The 15,724-nt window shown below is 58.1% G+C and carries 17 protein-coding genes; 9 read left to right on the plus strand and 8 right to left on the minus strand.

Going from position 1 to position 15,724, the window contains the following annotated elements:
• Positions 1-2 precede the first annotated feature (2 nt).
• Positions 3-974 (plus strand): aldo/keto reductase, encoded by a 972-nt coding sequence (locus tag RB2501_RS06665; protein WP_041327049.1) that lies wholly within the window; start codon positions 3-5, stop codon positions 972-974.
• Between the two features lie 37 nt (positions 975-1,011).
• Positions 1,012-1,200, plus strand: coding sequence for a hypothetical protein (locus RB2501_RS06670; protein WP_015754001.1), 189 nt, complete (start codon positions 1,012-1,014; stop codon positions 1,198-1,200).
• A 90-nt stretch (positions 1,201-1,290) separates the two neighbouring features.
• Here the strand turns inward: RB2501_RS06670 and RB2501_RS06675 are convergent, their stop codons facing one another.
• From RB2501_RS06675 to RB2501_RS06695, 5 genes are all read right to left on the minus strand, one after another.
• Positions 1,291-1,713 (minus strand): VOC family protein, encoded by a 423-nt coding sequence (locus RB2501_RS06675; RefSeq protein ID WP_015754002.1) that lies wholly within the window; start codon positions 1,711-1,713, stop codon positions 1,291-1,293.
• A 46-nt stretch (positions 1,714-1,759) separates the two neighbouring features.
• Positions 1,760-2,611 carry an alpha/beta fold hydrolase gene (locus tag RB2501_RS06680; RefSeq protein WP_015754003.1) on the minus strand — a complete coding sequence of 284 codons (852 nt, stop codon included), beginning with the start codon at positions 2,609-2,611 and terminating at the stop codon, positions 1,760-1,762.
• Positions 2,612-2,681: 70 nt separating this feature from the next.
• The gene (locus tag RB2501_RS06685; RefSeq protein WP_041327050.1) at positions 2,682-4,196 is read right to left on the minus strand and encodes a TolB family protein; all 1,515 of its coding nucleotides are present in this window, start codon (positions 4,194-4,196) and stop codon (positions 2,682-2,684) included.
• 87 nt (positions 4,197-4,283) lie between these two features.
• Positions 4,284-4,847, minus strand: a complete 564-nt coding sequence (locus RB2501_RS06690) for a hypothetical protein (protein ID WP_041327051.1) — start codon at positions 4,845-4,847, stop codon at positions 4,284-4,286.
• Between the two features lie 55 nt (positions 4,848-4,902).
• Positions 4,903-6,429: a helicase HerA-like domain-containing protein gene (locus tag RB2501_RS06695; RefSeq protein WP_015754006.1), complete on the minus strand. Its 1,527-nt coding sequence runs from the start codon at positions 6,427-6,429 to the stop codon at positions 4,903-4,905.
• Positions 6,430-6,536: 107 nt separating this feature from the next.
• On the opposite strand from RB2501_RS06695, the gene RB2501_RS06700 reads away from it, so the two are divergent.
• Positions 6,537-7,169: a 7-carboxy-7-deazaguanine synthase QueE gene (locus tag RB2501_RS06700; protein ID WP_015754007.1), complete on the plus strand. Its 633-nt coding sequence runs from the start codon at positions 6,537-6,539 to the stop codon at positions 7,167-7,169.
• Here RB2501_RS06700 and RB2501_RS06705 read toward each other — a convergent pair.
• A complete protein-coding gene (locus tag RB2501_RS06705; RefSeq protein WP_015754008.1) occupies positions 7,166-7,975 on the minus strand; it encodes a hypothetical protein in 810 nt (269 codons plus the stop codon). The two genes, RB2501_RS06700 and RB2501_RS06705, sit on opposite strands and share 4 nt — an antisense overlap.
• 47 nt (positions 7,976-8,022) lie before the next feature.
• Positions 8,023-8,724, minus strand: coding sequence for a class I SAM-dependent methyltransferase (locus RB2501_RS06710; protein ID WP_015754009.1), 702 nt, complete (start codon positions 8,722-8,724; stop codon positions 8,023-8,025).
• A 72-nt stretch (positions 8,725-8,796) separates the two neighbouring features.
• Between RB2501_RS06710 and RB2501_RS06715 the strand changes: the two genes are divergently transcribed.
• On the plus strand, positions 8,797-9,297 hold the full coding sequence (locus RB2501_RS06715) for a YkgJ family cysteine cluster protein (RefSeq protein ID WP_015754010.1): 501 nt from the start codon (positions 8,797-8,799) through the stop codon (positions 9,295-9,297).
• Between the two features lie 100 nt (positions 9,298-9,397).
• Complete coding sequence (locus tag RB2501_RS06720) at positions 9,398-10,273, plus strand: sterol desaturase family protein (RefSeq protein ID WP_015754011.1); 876 nt, start codon at positions 9,398-9,400, stop codon at positions 10,271-10,273.
• Between the two features lie 35 nt (positions 10,274-10,308).
• Here RB2501_RS06720 and RB2501_RS06725 read toward each other — a convergent pair whose 3' ends face one another.
• Entirely contained in the window at positions 10,309-11,517 is a 1,209-nt protein-coding gene (locus RB2501_RS06725) for an exo-beta-N-acetylmuramidase NamZ family protein (protein ID WP_015754012.1), read from the minus strand.
• Between the two features lie 9 nt (positions 11,518-11,526).
• Here RB2501_RS06725 and RB2501_RS06730 point away from each other — a divergent pair, with 9 nt between their 5' ends.
• The 4 genes from RB2501_RS06730 to RB2501_RS06745 all read left to right on the plus strand — a co-directional run bounded on the left by RB2501_RS06730 (position 11,527) and on the right by RB2501_RS06745 (position 15,721).
• Positions 11,527-12,768 carry an ABC transporter permease gene (locus tag RB2501_RS06730; RefSeq protein WP_015754013.1) on the plus strand — a complete coding sequence of 414 codons (1,242 nt, stop codon included), beginning with the start codon at positions 11,527-11,529 and terminating at the stop codon, positions 12,766-12,768.
• Between the two features lie 61 nt (positions 12,769-12,829).
• Positions 12,830-13,837 (plus strand): PLP-dependent cysteine synthase family protein, encoded by a 1,008-nt coding sequence (locus tag RB2501_RS06735; protein ID WP_015754014.1) that lies wholly within the window; start codon positions 12,830-12,832, stop codon positions 13,835-13,837.
• A 110-nt stretch (positions 13,838-13,947) separates the two neighbouring features.
• On the plus strand, positions 13,948-14,865 hold the full coding sequence (locus RB2501_RS06740; RefSeq protein WP_015754015.1) for a sulfotransferase: 918 nt from the start codon (positions 13,948-13,950) through the stop codon (positions 14,863-14,865).
• Positions 14,866-14,923: 58 nt separating this feature from the next.
• Positions 14,924-15,721, plus strand: coding sequence for an aldose epimerase family protein (locus tag RB2501_RS06745; protein ID WP_015754016.1), 798 nt, complete (start codon positions 14,924-14,926; stop codon positions 15,719-15,721).
• Positions 15,722-15,724 lie beyond the last annotated feature (3 nt).

The following is a 15,724-nucleotide window of genomic DNA, read 5'->3' on the forward strand; positions in this document are numbered from 1 at the left end:
TTATGAAATACAGAGATTTTGGAAGTACTGGCTGGCAGGTCAGCGAAATTGGCTACGGTATGTGGGGCATGGCGGGTTGGAAAGGTTCTGACGACGACCAGTCCGAGCGGTCCCTGGACCTGGCTGTGGAACGCGGTGTAAATTTCTTCGATACCGCCTGGGGGTACGGGGAAGGCCACAGCGAACGGTTGTTGGGGGAATTGCTACGCAGGCACCCGGATAAAAAGCTCTATGCAGCCAGCAAAATCCCCCCGAAAAATTTCAAATGGCCCGCTAAGCCTGAATACAGCCTGGAGCAGTCCTATCCGGCGGAACATATACGGGAGTATACGGACAAAACGCTCGCCAACCTGGGAACGGAACAGATCGACCTGATGCAGCTCCACACCTGGGACGACCGCTGGGCAGACCGTGAGGAATGGAAGCGTGCCGTGGAGGACCTGAAGAAACAGGGGAAAATTGCCGCAATGGGCATCAGCATGAACCGCTGGGAACCGGAAAACGGAATGCGCGCCCTGGAATCCGGGTTGATCGATGCCGTTCAGGTGATCTACAATATTTTTGACCAGGCTCCCGAGGATGTACTGTTTCCCTATTGCCGGGAACATGGAATCGGGGTGATTGCCCGGGTGCCTTTTGACGAGGGGACACTCACCGGGAACATCACCCGGGATACCGTTTTCCCCGAGGGCGACTGGCGCGCCACGTATTTTGTGCCCGAAAACCTGGAGGCATCGGCAGACCGGGCAGACCGGCTGCGTCCGCTGGTCCCGCAAGGGATGACCATGGCCGAGATGGCCCTTCGCTTCATCCTGGAGAACCCGGATGTGGGCACGATCATCCCCGGGATGCGCAAGGCGCCCCACGTAAAGGCCAACACGGGGACAAGCGACGGCAAGGGGCTGCCGGCGGGGTTGAAGGAGCAATTAAGAGATCACCGCTGGGACCGGGTCCCGACGAGTTGGTCGCAGTAGCGCGGTGCGAAACCGGGTTGCCATAACCAGAGAACATATGAAACGCATTGCCTTTCGGGCCCTGATCGGGGCGGTATTCTTCTATATTTTCAAACTCGTGCTGGGAGGGGTATACACTCCGGAAGCCTTTTTCAGGGAGGCGAAGTACGCCCTGGCCTTCGGTGTTTTCTACGCCGTGTTCCTCCTGGCGATGGATCGGTTCGGCAAGAATAAAAAAAGGGACTGACGCCAAACTACCGCCCACTGCGCCCCAACTGCCGCGGGCCGGCAGCCCTCTAGGTTCACCCCGGTTGCAAAGCCCGCCCAAAGGGCCGGGTTATTTGGCGAACAACTGGTCCATGTTCCTGAAGGCTTTGAACTCCAGGGCATTCCCGGCGGGGTCCAGGAAAAACATGGTGGCCTGTTCCCCCACTTCCCCCTTAAATCGGATATAGGGTTCAATGACGAAGGAGATTCCTTTGCCCTCCAGTTTTTTGGAGAAAGCCTCGAAGGTCTCCCACGGCAGGACCACCCCGTAGTGGGGTACCGGTACATGTTTCCCGTCTACCGGGTTGGTGTGGAGGGATTCCGCGGACCGGGGTTTGTAGTGGATGACCAACTGGTGGCCAAAGAGGTTGAAGTCAACCCATTGGTCGCTGCTCCTGCCTTCCTCGCATTCCAAAACGTCCCGGTAGAATTTGCGGCATTCGGCGAGGTTGTGGACGGGGATGGCGACGTGAAAGGGGGTGATGTTTTCCATGATCGGGTTTTCCCCAAAAATACAAAATTCCGCAGGGGCTGCCCCATCAGGATTCCGAAAGGAAGGCGACAATCCGCTTGTTGACGGCCTCCTGGTGCATGGAGTGGCCGAGGCCTTCGGTGGGGACCAGCACGCTTTCCCGCCACGCGTTGTGGACGCGTACGGAGGCGTGAAACGGGGTAATCGGGTCGGATTTGTCGTGCAGAATCAACCCTTTTTTGGGATTCCCCTCCACAAACCGGGAGGTGGAGAATTCATGGGTGTGGTACCCGAACTCTTCAAAGATAAATTGGTCCAGTGCCTGCATCACCCGGTCGTTAAAACCTACGATTCGCTGGTAGTCCTCCATAATTTCATAGAATTCGGAAGGCGATCCGATCGTCACGATTTTTTCCACGCCCTCATTCGGATGCCGGTGGGCGTGATACAGGGCCGTCATTCCCCCTACGGAGTGCCCGACGATGTACCGGGGTTGGAACTTCTGCACCATGTGTTCCACGCATTCGGCATACATCGGGACATGCATGTAGGTTCCGGAAGAATAACCGTGGGCCGGGGCGTCAAAGGCAACGATGTGGAACCCGGCTTCCCGAAGGTGCCCGATGAGGTTGCGCCACCTGAAGGTATTGCTCTCCCATCCGTGGATCAGCAGGACCACCGGGCCGTCACCCGACCATTGGTAGGTCTGGATCTGGTGATCCGCCACGGATTCCACCTTGTGCCGGGCTGCCTGCAAATAATCTTGCTGCGCGGGTTGTACGCGGCCCCGGCGGACTTTACTGAAAACGAAAAACGCCTTCCGGGCAGCCCGGGATGGGCTGATAAGGACCAGCAGGTTCAGGTACCAGCCGATCAGCCGGGGTTGTAATCTCTTCAGTGCGGTGCGCAATTTATTCATAGGGGGGCTGCTGCCTTTCGTGCTTGCAACTTCAAAATAAAGGGAAATATCCGAGGCCTCAAAAGTGCCCTCAGTCCGAGTTGGTCACAAAAGCGATGTACCGGCTGTCGGGAGACCAGCTGGGTACATTGATGGTCCCCTGCCCGCCGTATACATAGGCGATAGCCACCGGCTGCCCTCCTTCGTATGGCATGATGCGCAACATGCAGTGCTTGTAAAAAGGGTGGTCGCCGGACGGGACGCTCGTTGGGAAGCTGATCATTACCACCTGTTTCCCGTCCGGGGATACATGCGGGAACCAGTCGTTGAACCGGTCGTGGGTCAGTTGGGTTTGTTCGGAGCCGTCGGGCCGCATCCGCCAGATCTGCATGGTGCCCGTGCGGTTGGAATTAAAATAGATCCACTGGCCGTCCGGGCTGTACTCCGAGCCGTCGTCCAGGGTTTCCTGGTTGGTAAGTTGGGTTTCCTTCCCCGAGGCCACATCCACCGCATAGATGTCGTATTGCCCGTTCCGGTTGCCGGTAAAGAGCATGGTCTGCCCATCCGCGGACCATCCGTGGAGGTAGGAAGCGCCCAGGCCTTCCCCGGTTACTTTTTCCGGATGGTCGCTGCCTTCAATGGGCAGGTGGTAGATGGACGAAACCCCTCCGTCGTCCGGGTTGTGGTGGCTGATGGCAATTCGGCTTCCGTCGGGGAGGAGTACGTGATCGTTGTTGTTGGAATCCGCAAACCCGGTATTGAGGACCCCGATGCGCCCGGATTCCAGGTCGTACGTATAGAGATAGCCGTTGGAATTGTAGATCAGTGTTTTTCCGTCGGGGGTCCAGTTGGGAGCCTGGATGCTATGGGCCGAATAAAACAGTACTTTCCGCAACCCCGTCTTCAGGTCCAGGACCTCGAGCCGGCTTCCCAGGTAATCCCGGTAGGGCGTATCCTGCGGGCTTTCCGGTTTGATAATGCGCACGTTGCGGAATGTCGCGGTCTCCGGTACACCCGGGTTGTGGGAGCAAACGTACAGCCCTGCAAACAGCTCCGGATCGAGCGACAGTACCTGGCTCACCGATTCAAAAGGTTCCCCCATCCGGGCTACGGAGAGCGTCAGGGTGTCTCCCCGGCGTTCCAGCTGCACCACATCGGGAGCGCGGGTTTCCAAGGGGTTTTCCAGGGTTTCCGCCCCGGTGGCCGCGCGGTATTGCAAGGCGGTTGTCCCATCCCCGTGGACGCAGGCATTTGCATGGGCCGCGTCGGGGCGAAGGGATTCCCGGACCATCCACCCGATTTTACGGTGCGGGTCGGCCCCTTCCCCTTCAAAGGCCATTTCGGCCCGCAGGATAAAATCGCCGTTGACGCTGGTCCAGGCGTAGTGGAAGGAATCGCTGCCAAACCACATATTCGCCCCGGCTCCGGTGATCCGATAGGTGCCGGTTTCGGCTTCATATTCGGCCGAGCCGGGTACCTGTACCCCGCCGATATCCTGGTTTCTGTCAAAGATGCCCGGGCCGGACTGGGCGCTTCCCGCAAGTGTTGCCATCAGGCAGGCAGCCGGCAAAAGATACCGGAGGAGGTGGGTGTGGATAGGTCGCATGTTGTATGAGTTGAGTGGCCGACATGGCGGGACTCTTTTCCCCCGGGCAGCCAAAAAGACAAGATATGAAAAATTGCGGACGCGTCCTTAATCCCAGCCTACCATCAGGTATTTCACCGGCGCCGTATCCGGGATCTGCACGGCTTCAATGGGGTCCTGGGAATAGCGCAGGGAGGCCGGGAGCGATTCCTTGGAAATCGTTACATACACGTCCGTGCCTTTGAACAGGACGAGCACATTGTTCAAAGAAGTGATGATCTTTCGGATTTCGTATTGTTCCTTGATTTCCCCGAAGGTGCTGCCCAGGTGGATGTCCCGGTCGGTGGCAAAGCGTTTGTCGTGTACCCGGATATTGCCAATCCGGCCCAGGCTGTCACCGGTGGGGCTGAGGGTCAGCAAATGTTTCCCTCCTTTTTCATACACCTCAATCCTTCCGGCATTTCCCAGTTGGGTCCGGGTGGTGTCCCGCACCAGGGAATCGGCCTGGTACACGCTGTCGAGCTGTGCCAGGGTGTGTGATCGACGGAGCTTGCCGACCTGTCCGCTGGAAATTAGGAAAGGGTCCCCGGCCGGGTCGTTCTGGCAACCTGTCAATAAGAGAAACACGGTTGAAAATAATAAGCCTAAAAGGCAGGCGGAGGTATGTTTCATGCGATTCGGGCGTTCGTTGAATTCACTTGCAGATTAGCAGTTGGTGACAAATGGTTTAACGGATGACTTTTTTCAACACGCCGAGCACCCCGCGAATAAACGTAGCGCTGGTCAAAACCTTGACGACCGGGTTCATGCGCGTTGAGCGACGGGAAGATGACGACCTGCGAGTGCCGGAAGCTTTCGCCCGGGCCTCAGCTTCTTCTTCCCGGGCGGCTTCGGCCTCGGCTTTTTCAATTTTCTCGTTCAACATTTCATAGGCGCTTTCCCGGTCGATGGCCTCGTTGTATTTCTCCCGGAGTTTTGAAGCGGCAACCAGGTCGGCGAGTTCCGGGTCCGTCAGGATATCCATCCGGCTCATGGGCGCCCGCATCAGCGTGGCGGCCAGGGGGGTGGGCCGGCCTTTTTCGTCCAGGGCGGAAACCAGCGCCTCCCCGATACCCAGGGATGTCAGGACCTCTTTGGTGTCGTAATATTCCGAGATCGGGTAGTTTTCAGCAGTCAATTTTATCGCCTTCCGGTCGCGGGCGGTAAAGGCCCGGAGCGCGTGCTGGACTTTCAACCCAAGCTGGGCAAGTACTTCGTTGGGGATATCCGTCGGGTTTTGGGTGACGAAATACAGGCCAATCCCCTTGGAGCGTATGAGTTTGACAATCCCTTCGATCTGTTCGAGCAGCGCCTTGGAGGCCTGGTCGAAAATCAGGTGGGCTTCGTCGATAAACAGGATGAGTTCGGGCCGTTCGCTATCGCCCTGTTCCGGGAAGGTGCTGTAGATTTCCGCCAGCAGGCTGAGCATAAAGGTGGAAAACAGTTTTGGCCGGTCCTGTATATCCGTAAGCCGGATGATATTGATATACCCGCGGCCCTTGTCGTCAATCCGGGTCAGGTCGTTGACCTCAAAGGATTTTTCGCCGAAAAACAAATCGGCCCCCTGCTGTTCGAGTTCGATGACCTTCCTGAGGATTGTCCCGGTGGAACTCGTGCTGATGCGCCCGTAGTTTTTCTTGAATTCTTCCTTGCCTTCGCCTGTGGCGTACTGCAGGACCTTTTTAAAATCCTTCAGGTCCAGGAGCGGCAGTTTGTTGTCGTCGCAGTATTTGAATATCACCGCCACGATCCCTTCCTGTACGGTAGACAGGTCGAGTATCCGGGACAGCAACACGGGGCCGAATTCCGAAACGGTGGCCCGCAGTTTTACCCCGTCCTGTTCGGAAAGGGTCAGGACTTCCACGGGAAAGGACGACGGCTCGAAGCCCAGGCCAATCTGGGCCATGCGCTCGTCGATTTTCGGGTGCCCCGGGCTGGGTTGAGCCAGGCCGCTGAGGTCGCCTTTCAGGTCCATGAGCAGTACGGGCACGCCCTTGAGCGACAGGTTTTCCGCGAGTACTTGCAGGGATTTGGTTTTACCCGTACCGGTTGCCCCGGCGATGAGGCCGTGCCGGTTCATCGTCTCCAGGGGGATTTTTACATGCGCCCCGGTCAGGGCCTCCCCGTTGAGCATGGCGGCGCCGACGGTTATGAAGTCGCCCTTGCAGCGATATCCGTTCTCGATGTGTTCCCGGAAGGCTTCCGCGTTGGACATAGGTTGGATTTTGTGATAAAAATAGGGGAATTACCCAGAATACTAAAACAAATTGATGCCCGGGGAGGGACCCGGTGCGGGAACCCCGGATTCCCTATCTTTGCGGCATGGAAAAAGCAGGGGTACTGGCGCAGGTGGACAAGGGGCTGATGCTCCCGTTGATGGAGGCGTTCTACACGATACAGGGCGAAGGTTTCCACAAGGGGACGGCTGCCTACTTCATACGGGTAGGCGGCTGCGATGTGGGGTGCCACTGGTGCGACGTCAAGGAGAGTTGGAATGCCGACCTGCATCCCCCCACGGCCGTCGATACAATCGTCCGGGATGCCGCAGCGGCCTCGGATACCATTGTGGTGACGGGCGGGGAGCCGCTCATGTGGGATATGGCCCCGCTGACTTCCCGATTGAAATCCCGCGGAATGAAAATCCATATCGAGACTTCCGGGGCCTACCCGCTCACCGGTACCTGGGACTGGATCTGCCTTTCCCCGAAAAAGAACAAGGCCCCGGTGGGCGATATCCATCAGCGGGCACATGAACTAAAAGTAATCGTTTACAACCGGCACGACCTGAAATTTGCCGAGGAGCACGCGGAGCTGACTTCCCCGGACTGCCTGCTCTACCTGCAGCCGGAATGGAGCGTGCGGGAGAGGGTGACCCCGCTCATCGTGGAGTACGTGATGGCGAACCCCCGGTGGCGGGTGTCGCTGCAGACGCATAAATACCTGAATATCCCCTAATTTGGCCGGCCGCCTGCCTGCACGAGGTCCAGGATGCATTCCGGGCCCAGGGCGGGGACGGCTGCCATCCCTTTGGCGGTCCTTTTTTCCAGCATGCTGGTCATCCCCGTCCCGAATTCCAGTTGGGCCCGCATCAGGCAATCGGATTCATTGCAGTGGTTGGGCGCCTCCGGGTCCTCGTGCGGGTTGACCTCCGGGGTGCCCAGGTCTACCAGGCCAAACAGGTGGCCGAATTCATGGCCGATGGTGGCCGTTTCCACATCCGCAACGCGCAGGAAATTCGAGCGGAAGGTCACATCGCGAATGGTGGTGGCGTGGATGACCATGGAGGTATTCCGGTACACCGCCCCCAGGGTGACGATGTTTTCGTCTTCCATATCCGCATCGGCCGGCGCATCGGCAAAATAGATGTACATCCCAAGGGTGTTTCCCTCGTTGAAGACCGTCCGGTTTTCGTTCTCCAGGTTGGCAATTTCCTGGAGGCTCAGGCTTTCTTCCCCCGGGGACTGCAGGGGCAGGAATTCAAACTGGATATCCGTTTTGAAGGTGCGGTCCTCCAGAAAGTCCCGGACATTGTCCAGCGATTCGTCCAGGGGGCGAAACCCCTGTACATAGGCCACTTGCACGCGCAGGGCGTCAAAGTCGTCGTTGGTGAGGAAATCGGGGGCGCTATCCCCGGTAGCAAGCAGGTTGGCCGATCGGTCGATGGGGACCTCTACGGGCCCCTCGTCTTTGGAACATCCTGTGAGTGCCAAAAACAGGAGGGCCAGGCCGGTGAACAATATCCTGTATTTCTTTGTCGTCATGCCGCTTATTTTTTTATTAACGCAATGCTGCCCGGTTGTGGTATCCGCTAGTGGGATAATCGGGCCAGATAATCGAAATGGTTCCCGTGTTCCAGCAATTCTGCCTCCAACCCGGCCTCCCGGGCCGCTTCCCCCAGGGTTTCCCAGTCTGCGAATAACCAGGAAAACGCTTCGCTTCGCTGACCCCCGTATTCCCAGAGATAGGTAACTTCCCCGTAATATTCCCGGTCGCCGGGCACCCAAACGCCCCCGTCAGGGTCCCTGTCGAACATATAGATGATGTCACTGGAGTCTGCCAGAATCTGGCCGCCGGGGGCCAGCAAGGACTTCAGATGACGCAAAAAGGGGGTTAACCCGGCCCGGCGTCCCGCCAAACCGATCCCGTTCATTAATAACAACAAGGTGTCGAAATCCCCTACCCGGTATTCCCGGATATCTGCGAGTACCGGCTGTTGGACTCCCCGCTCAGCCGCTACTTGCAGGGCCCCGGGAGAGCTGTCCAGGGCGGTGACATCCAGGCCGCGCTCCTGGAGGCACAGGCTGTGGCAACCGGCGGCACTGCCGACGTCCAAGACCCGGCCCCGTGCCAGGGTGAGCGCCGTCTGTTCCAGGTAAGGCATGCCGGGAAAGTCCCGGAAGAAGTAGGAGGGGGGTACCACTTCCGAATCCCCCAGGGAGGAGTGACTGACCAGATCGCCGGCCGGGTTGCCCTGATGGTAATCCATCAATGCCTTTCCGAAAACATCCATAGGCCCTACCTTTGGGGGGTGCCTGCTAAAGGTGCAGGCTGCGCCAAAAATACGAATTAATACTCCGTTGGAATGGATGAGGATCTGGAAAAACTGCCCCAGCGGGCAGCTGAAAAGCGGGAGGAAAACCGCCGGTTTCTGGGGAAACTCCGGCAACGCCCGCCAAAGAAGCTGGACCACCTGATGGCGGAATTGCACCGGGACGAATTCCAGCGCACGGACTGCCTGGATTGCGGGAACTGCTGCCGCACCACGGGCCCCCTCTTTACCCAGAACGATATCGGCAGGATCGCCGGACACCTCCGCATGAAACCCGGGGCCTTTGTGGAAAAATACCTGCGCACCGATGAGGACGGCGACCAGGTGCTGCAGGATCTGCCCTGCCCCTTCCTGGGTGCGGATAATTTTTGCCATATATACGAAGTCCGCCCCCGGGCGTGCCGGGAATACCCCCATACCGACCGCCGCAAATTCCACCAGATCACTTCCCTGACCCTGAAGAACACGGCTATTTGCCCGGCGGCATTCCGGATCGTCGAAGAGATGAAAAGGCGGCTGCCTGGTTATTTATAAGGCCTGGCAACCTGTTTTGTGCGGGGCGCTGGCATTTTTAAATCCGGTAAAAGGCTGTTCTCCGCCGGAATACATCTGACTTTTTAATATTTTTAGTCCTGTGGAAACGCTGATCGGGTATTTTGAAACCATCCCCTCCTCCCACCGGAGCCTCCTGCTGGTGAGCGGGATCACCATTTTCTGGCTCCTGGAGGGAGCGGTCCCGCTGGTTCGGTTTAAATACCGCAAATGGCGGCACGCCCTCCCGAATATCTTTTTCACACTCACCACGGTGGCGGTGAATTTTGCCCTCGCCTTCCTGCTCCTGCAGGCCAGCGACTGGACGCAAACCAGCGGCTTCGGGATCATCAACTGGATGCCGGACCTGCCGCTCTGGGCGTATGTCGCGCTCGGGGTGCTGTTGCTGGATTTTTTCGGGGCCTGGCTCCCGCATTTTGTGGAACACCAGGTGAAGCCCCTGTGGATGGTCCACCTGGTCCACCATACGGACCACGAGGTAGACACCACCACGGCCAACCGGCACCACCCGATCGAAAGCGTGATCCGGTTTGTATTCACGCTGTTTGGTGTCGTGCTGGTGGGTACGCCCATAGGTGTTGTGATGCTCTACCAGTCGCTCTCTTTGGTTTCCACCCAGTTCAACCACGCCAATATCCGCCTGCCGCGCAGGGTAGACCGGGCGCTGAGCTGGGTGATCGTCTCCCCGGACATGCACAAGGTGCACCACCACTATGTGCTGCCCTACACGGATTCCAACTACGGCAATATTTTTTCTATCTGGGACCGGTTGCTGGGGACGTATCGGGAACTGGACCGGGAAGCCATCGTCTACGGCGTGGATACCTTCCCGGACCGAAAGGAGAATGGGAGTGTCTGGGGGTTGTTGCGGCAGCCCTTCCACAAATACCGGAAACCCACCACAACAGGCACGGGCCGCACGGATGCCGATGCAACCGGGGCGGGTGCCCGGGGTTAGGATTTCCCGAAGCCGGAATTTATCGGGACATGGGCCTACGGGTACCGCAGGTATTTGGCGCGTATCGCCCGGAAGGCTTCCAGCCCGGGTTGCCAGGACGACCGTATTTCCTCCATTTGCATCCCGTTTTCGATTTGCCGCTGCAGCTCGGCAGTTCCCGCGTGGCGGGTAAAACCGCTGGTGAGGAAAAATTCCGATTCCGGATCCCGGTGTGTATAGGCTTCAATGAGCCATTCCAGGTTTACGGCGCGTGGCGGCTCCACGTTTCTCAGGTCCCTGCCGTGGCATAGCACCCCTTCGTGTTTCGGGTGGCTTGCGCCGGGGTTCGGCCGGGGCGTATACGAAAAGGCAAAATGCCCGGGGTCCAGGTAGGGGGCCCCGAAAGCCTGGAACTGATGGTCGGTTCCCCGGCCGGCGTTTGCGGTGGTCCCCTCAAACAAGCCCAGGCTGGGATACAGCATGGCGGCCTGCGTATTCGGGATATTCGGCGAGGGGGGGATGGGCAGTTCGTACGGGATGCTGCGCTGGTAATTTTGCAGGGGAATAACCGTCAGCTCGGCGCGGATGCCTCCTTCCAGCCAGCCTTCCGCATTGATCATTTCCGCGTATTCCCCAAGGGTCATCCCGTAGGCCAGGGGGATGGGGGTCATCCCCAGGAACCCTTTGTGTGCGTCTTCCATAATGGGCCCGTCCACAAAATTTGCATTCGGGTTGGGCCGGTCCAGTACCAACACGGGGATGCCCGCTTCGGCGCAGGCCTCCATCACGAGCTGGAGGGTTGCGATGTAGGTGTAAAATCGCACGCCCAGGTCCTGGATGTCGAAGACTACCAGGTCCAGGCCTTCCAGGTGTTCCGGGCCGGGTTTCCGGTTGGTCCCGTAGAGGGAAATTATCGGCAGGCCTGTGCGGATATCCGTGCCGTCCTGTACGTGTTCCCCGGCATCCGCCTGACCCCTGAAACCGTGTTCCGGGGCAAATACGCGCCTGAGGTCCATCCCGGCTGCCAGGAGGGAATCGGCCAGGTGTACGGGCTCTTTCCCGTCCCGGAAGACGACGCTGGTCTGGTTGGCCACCAGGGCAATCCGCTTGCCCCGGAGCAATGGAAAATAGGCATCCGTCTGGTTGGCCCCCGTTACCGGGTCGTTGGCAGGGGTCCCGGCTTCGGCGGGTTGCCCGGTGGAACTTCCGCAGGCCGCCAGGCCCAGGAGAAGTGCAAATAGTGTATTTTTGAGGGTGGTTAACACAGGCAGGGATTGAATTTAGAATTATACATCGCAAGGCGGCTGATCGGCAGCAAGGAGGATAAAAGTACTATTTCCGCCCCAATCATTAAAATAGCTATTGCCGCCATCGCTTTGGGCCTCTTGATGATGTTGGTTGCCCTGGCCACCGGCGTGGGGCTCAAATACAAGATCCGCGAAAAGGTATCCGCCTTTAACGGCCACATCCAGATCTACAATTTTGACAACAATGTGTCCCAGGTCTCCGTGGTGCCCATCGCCCGCGACCAGGAATTCTATCCGGATTTCAACCTGACCGACGGGGTGCGCCATATCCAGGCGGTGGCTACCAAGGCCGGGATCATCCGGACGGAAGACACCTTTGAGGGGATCATCGCCAAAGGGGTGGGGCCGGATTACGACTGGACGGCCTTCCGGGATTTCCTGGTGGCCGGGGAACTGCCCGATTACAGCGGGGAACTCGGGGAGGAGGTGCTGGTTTCCCGCCTGCTGGCCAACCGGTTGCAGCTTCAGGTGGGCAGCGAATTCAACAGCCTGTTCCTCAAGGACGAGGATCCGTCCCGCGTTCCCAACCGGAGGCGGTTCCGGGTGGCGGGGATCTTTGACAGCGGCTTCGAGGAGTTCGACGGCACCTACGTATTTACGGATATCCGGCACATCCAGCGGATGTATGGGTGGGAACCCGGGGAGATCGGGAATTTCGAGATTTTCCTGGACGATTTTGACGCCATCGGGGAAAAGAGCGCGGAAATCTATGGGAAGACCCTTTCCAGCCTGGACACCCAGACGATTATCGATAAGTACTACCAGATCTTTGAGTGGATCGGGCTGTTCGACTTCAACATCGCCCTGATTATCGGGATCATGATTTTGGTGGGAGGCATCAATATGATCACCGCCCTGCTGGTCCTGATCCTGGAGCGCACCCCGATGATCGGCATCCTCAAGGCACTCGGCGCCCGGGACTGGAGCATCCGCAAGGTGTTCCTCTACAACGCGGCCTACCTGATCGGTATCGGCCTGCTCTGGGGCAATGGCCTGGGCCTGGCGCTGCTGGCCGTGCAGCACCGTTTCCGGATTTTTGAGTTCCCCAACCCCGAGGAATATTATATTGACTATATCCCGGTTTATATGGACCTCCCAACGATTTTGTTGCTCAACCTCGGGGTGCTGCTGCTCTGCCTGCTCATGCTGCTGTTGCCGTCCTATATCATCACCCGCATCAGCCCGGTCCGGGCAATTCAATTCGATTGACATCCTTCCCGGTTCGCTTCGGCCTGTGCTATTCCTTTTGGCCTGCCTATATTTGCCTGTAATGGAATACGCCTCGAATATCCTCGGGACCATCGGGAACACCCCCCTGGTCCGAATCAACCGGATCACCAGCGATTTACCCTGCCTGGTCCTCGCCAAATACGAAACCTTCAACCCCGGGAATTCCGTCAAGGACCGGATGGCACTGAAGATGGTTGAAGATGCCGAGGCCGACGGCTTGCTAAGCCCGGGCGGCACGATTGTGGAAGGGACCTCCGGGAATACCGGTATGGGGCTCGCCCTGGCAGCAATTGTCAGGGGTTACCGGATGATATGCGTAATCAGTGACAAGCAATCCCGGGAGAAAATCGATATCCTCCGCGCGGTGGGGTGCGAGGTGCATATCTGCCCGACGGATGTCGCCCCGGAGGACCCGAGAAGTTATTATTCCACGGCGCGACGGCTGGCGGAGGAGATCCCCGGCGCCTGGTATGTAAACCAATACGACAACCCGGGGAATACCCGCGCCCATTACGAGAGTACCGGGCCGGAAATCTGGCAGCAGACCGACGGCAGGGTGACGCATTTTGTGGTCGGCGTGGGTACCGGCGGCACGATTTCCGGGGTGGGGCGCTACCTGAAAGAGCAGAATCCCGACATCCGCATCTGGGGGGTGGACACCTACGGGTCTGTGTTTAAGAAATACCATGAAACCGGCATTTTTGACCCGGACGAGATCTACCCGTATGTGACCGAGGGCATCGGGGAGGACATCCTGCCGGAGAATGTGGACTTTGAGATCATCGACGGCTTTACCAAAGTCACCGACCGGGATGCGGCCCTGTATACCCGGCGCCTGGCCCGGGAGGAGGGTATGTTCCTGGGCAATTCGGCCGGGGCCGCTGTGAAAGGCGTGCTGCAGCTCGCGGAACATTTTGGCCCGGAAGACGTGGTGGTGGTATTGTTCCACGACCACGGCAGCCGGTATGTAAATAAAATATACAACGACCAGTGGATGCGGGACCAGGGTTTTCTGGACCCGGAATCCGGCCCACCGGTAAAGGAATAGTCCATCGTGGGCGGGTGTGCACTGTTCAGAGAGGAATCGATAGAAAGGCACATTAATTATTATGAGAGGCAAGGAGCTTCGACGCCTTTGCAATTCGATACGCAGAATTTATGACCCCGAAAAATTCGCCTGACAACCATGCATCAAAAAACAACAAAACATCCAATAAAGGTCCTGATTTCATAGGGGTTGGTCCGGAAAAGACCGGAACGACCTGGATATATAAGCACCTGAATACGCATCCGGAAACCCGGTGCACCCCGGTTAAGGAGCTTCGCTATTTCTGGGAAAACCTGGCGTTTCCGGGCGAAAGTTTCCTGCACCGGCTTTTGCACCGGAAGAGCTGGCACAACCCCCAGTATCGCGCGTATTTCAGGCAACGATTCAGGACTTACCTCAGACAGCCGGGAACTTTAAGGGATACCCGGCGATTGGCCTGGGACTTGAAATACCTTTTTGCCAGGCACGACGACAACTGGTACCTGTCCAGCTTTGATAACACCCCGGGGTGCATCTCCGGCGAGGTGAGCCCCCAGTACTTTTTCCTCCCCGAAGCGGAAGTTGCCCGTATCTGTGAGTTGCTCCCGGACACCAAATTCATTATTTCCCTTAGATACCCCCCGGAATGGGCGTGGTCGTTTGCCCGGATGATGGTCCGCATCCGGGAGATTGAGAACAGTGAGGAGGCGATAGAGGGTTTTATCCGGGAACTGAAAGAGGAAAAGTCCTTCGCAAAGAGCCTGCAGATCTGGAAAAAGTACGTGCCGGAGGATCGGTTAAAAATTGTTTATTTTGACCAGCTCCGCGATCAACCGCAGGAGCTCTTTAATGAGATTTGCGACTTTTTGGGCATTCAACCCATGACCAAGGAACTCGCCCAATTCAAGGCAGCGGTCAACAAGGGAAAGAAAAGGGAAATACCCGATCGGTTCCGGACGATGCTCGCCAAGGGCTGGCAGGATGAGATTGCTGCGTTGGACCGGGCCCTGCCGGATTTGCCGGAAGCCTGGCGGACCCGTAAATTCTGATCGTGCCATCTGCGCGGATGGACGACGGATACGCAAAGAGAACAAAGAAAAACCCGATATGAAGCAAGAGTATACAAGCCAGGCGGAATTGATCAACGGCGACCTGCGGGTCCGGGTCGAAGCTGGAGAACTCCGGAGTTTCCGGCGGGGAGACAGGGAGTATATGCACGATCCTTCCGAACCCGGATGGGGCCACTCGGACACCGAAATGTTCCCGGTGATCGGCCCGACGGCGGAAGCGGCCTACCGCGTGCAGGTGCCCCGGGGAAATGCGATCCAGGACCAGCACGGTTTGCTCCGGGAACTGGCTTATTCCTGTACGGTCCGGGAAAAGGACCGGGCCGTGTTTGTCAGGGAATACAAAGCGGGAACCCCGGTGGCGAATTCCAAGTATCCCGGCCGGTCAACAGCCCGGCTACTGATCTGGCCTTTTTCGTTCCGGGTTGAAAAACATTTTCAGTTGGGCCCTGGTTCCCTGGAAATCACCTTTCGGGTGGAGGGGGAGAAAGACATGCCGTACATGTTCGGTTACCACCCGGCTTTCCGGCTGGGGGGGGAGGGGTCCCTGGAGGCGTGCGGCCGGGAATTCGAACTATCGGAAATCCTCGCAGCCGGCGACCGTGCACTGGAAGTTCCCGCCTGCGAAACGGTGTTCCTGGGAGGCGATACGCCGCTGCGCATCCACACGGCCGGATTCGGGAATTTTATGCTCTGGTCGCCGGACCCCGGGATGGTATGCGTGGAACCCATCACCTATTACCCGTATACACACGGTCCTGCCCGCCTTCACGAGGGGTTTCGCTTCCTCGACTCCAAAAAAGCGGAGTTTTCGGTACGGCTCCAGCCTGCAGGTTAGGCC

It is taken from the genome of Robiginitalea biformata HTCC2501 (genome assembly GCF_000024125.1).
GTDB lineage: Bacteria > Bacteroidota > Bacteroidia > Flavobacteriales > Flavobacteriaceae > Robiginitalea > Robiginitalea biformata.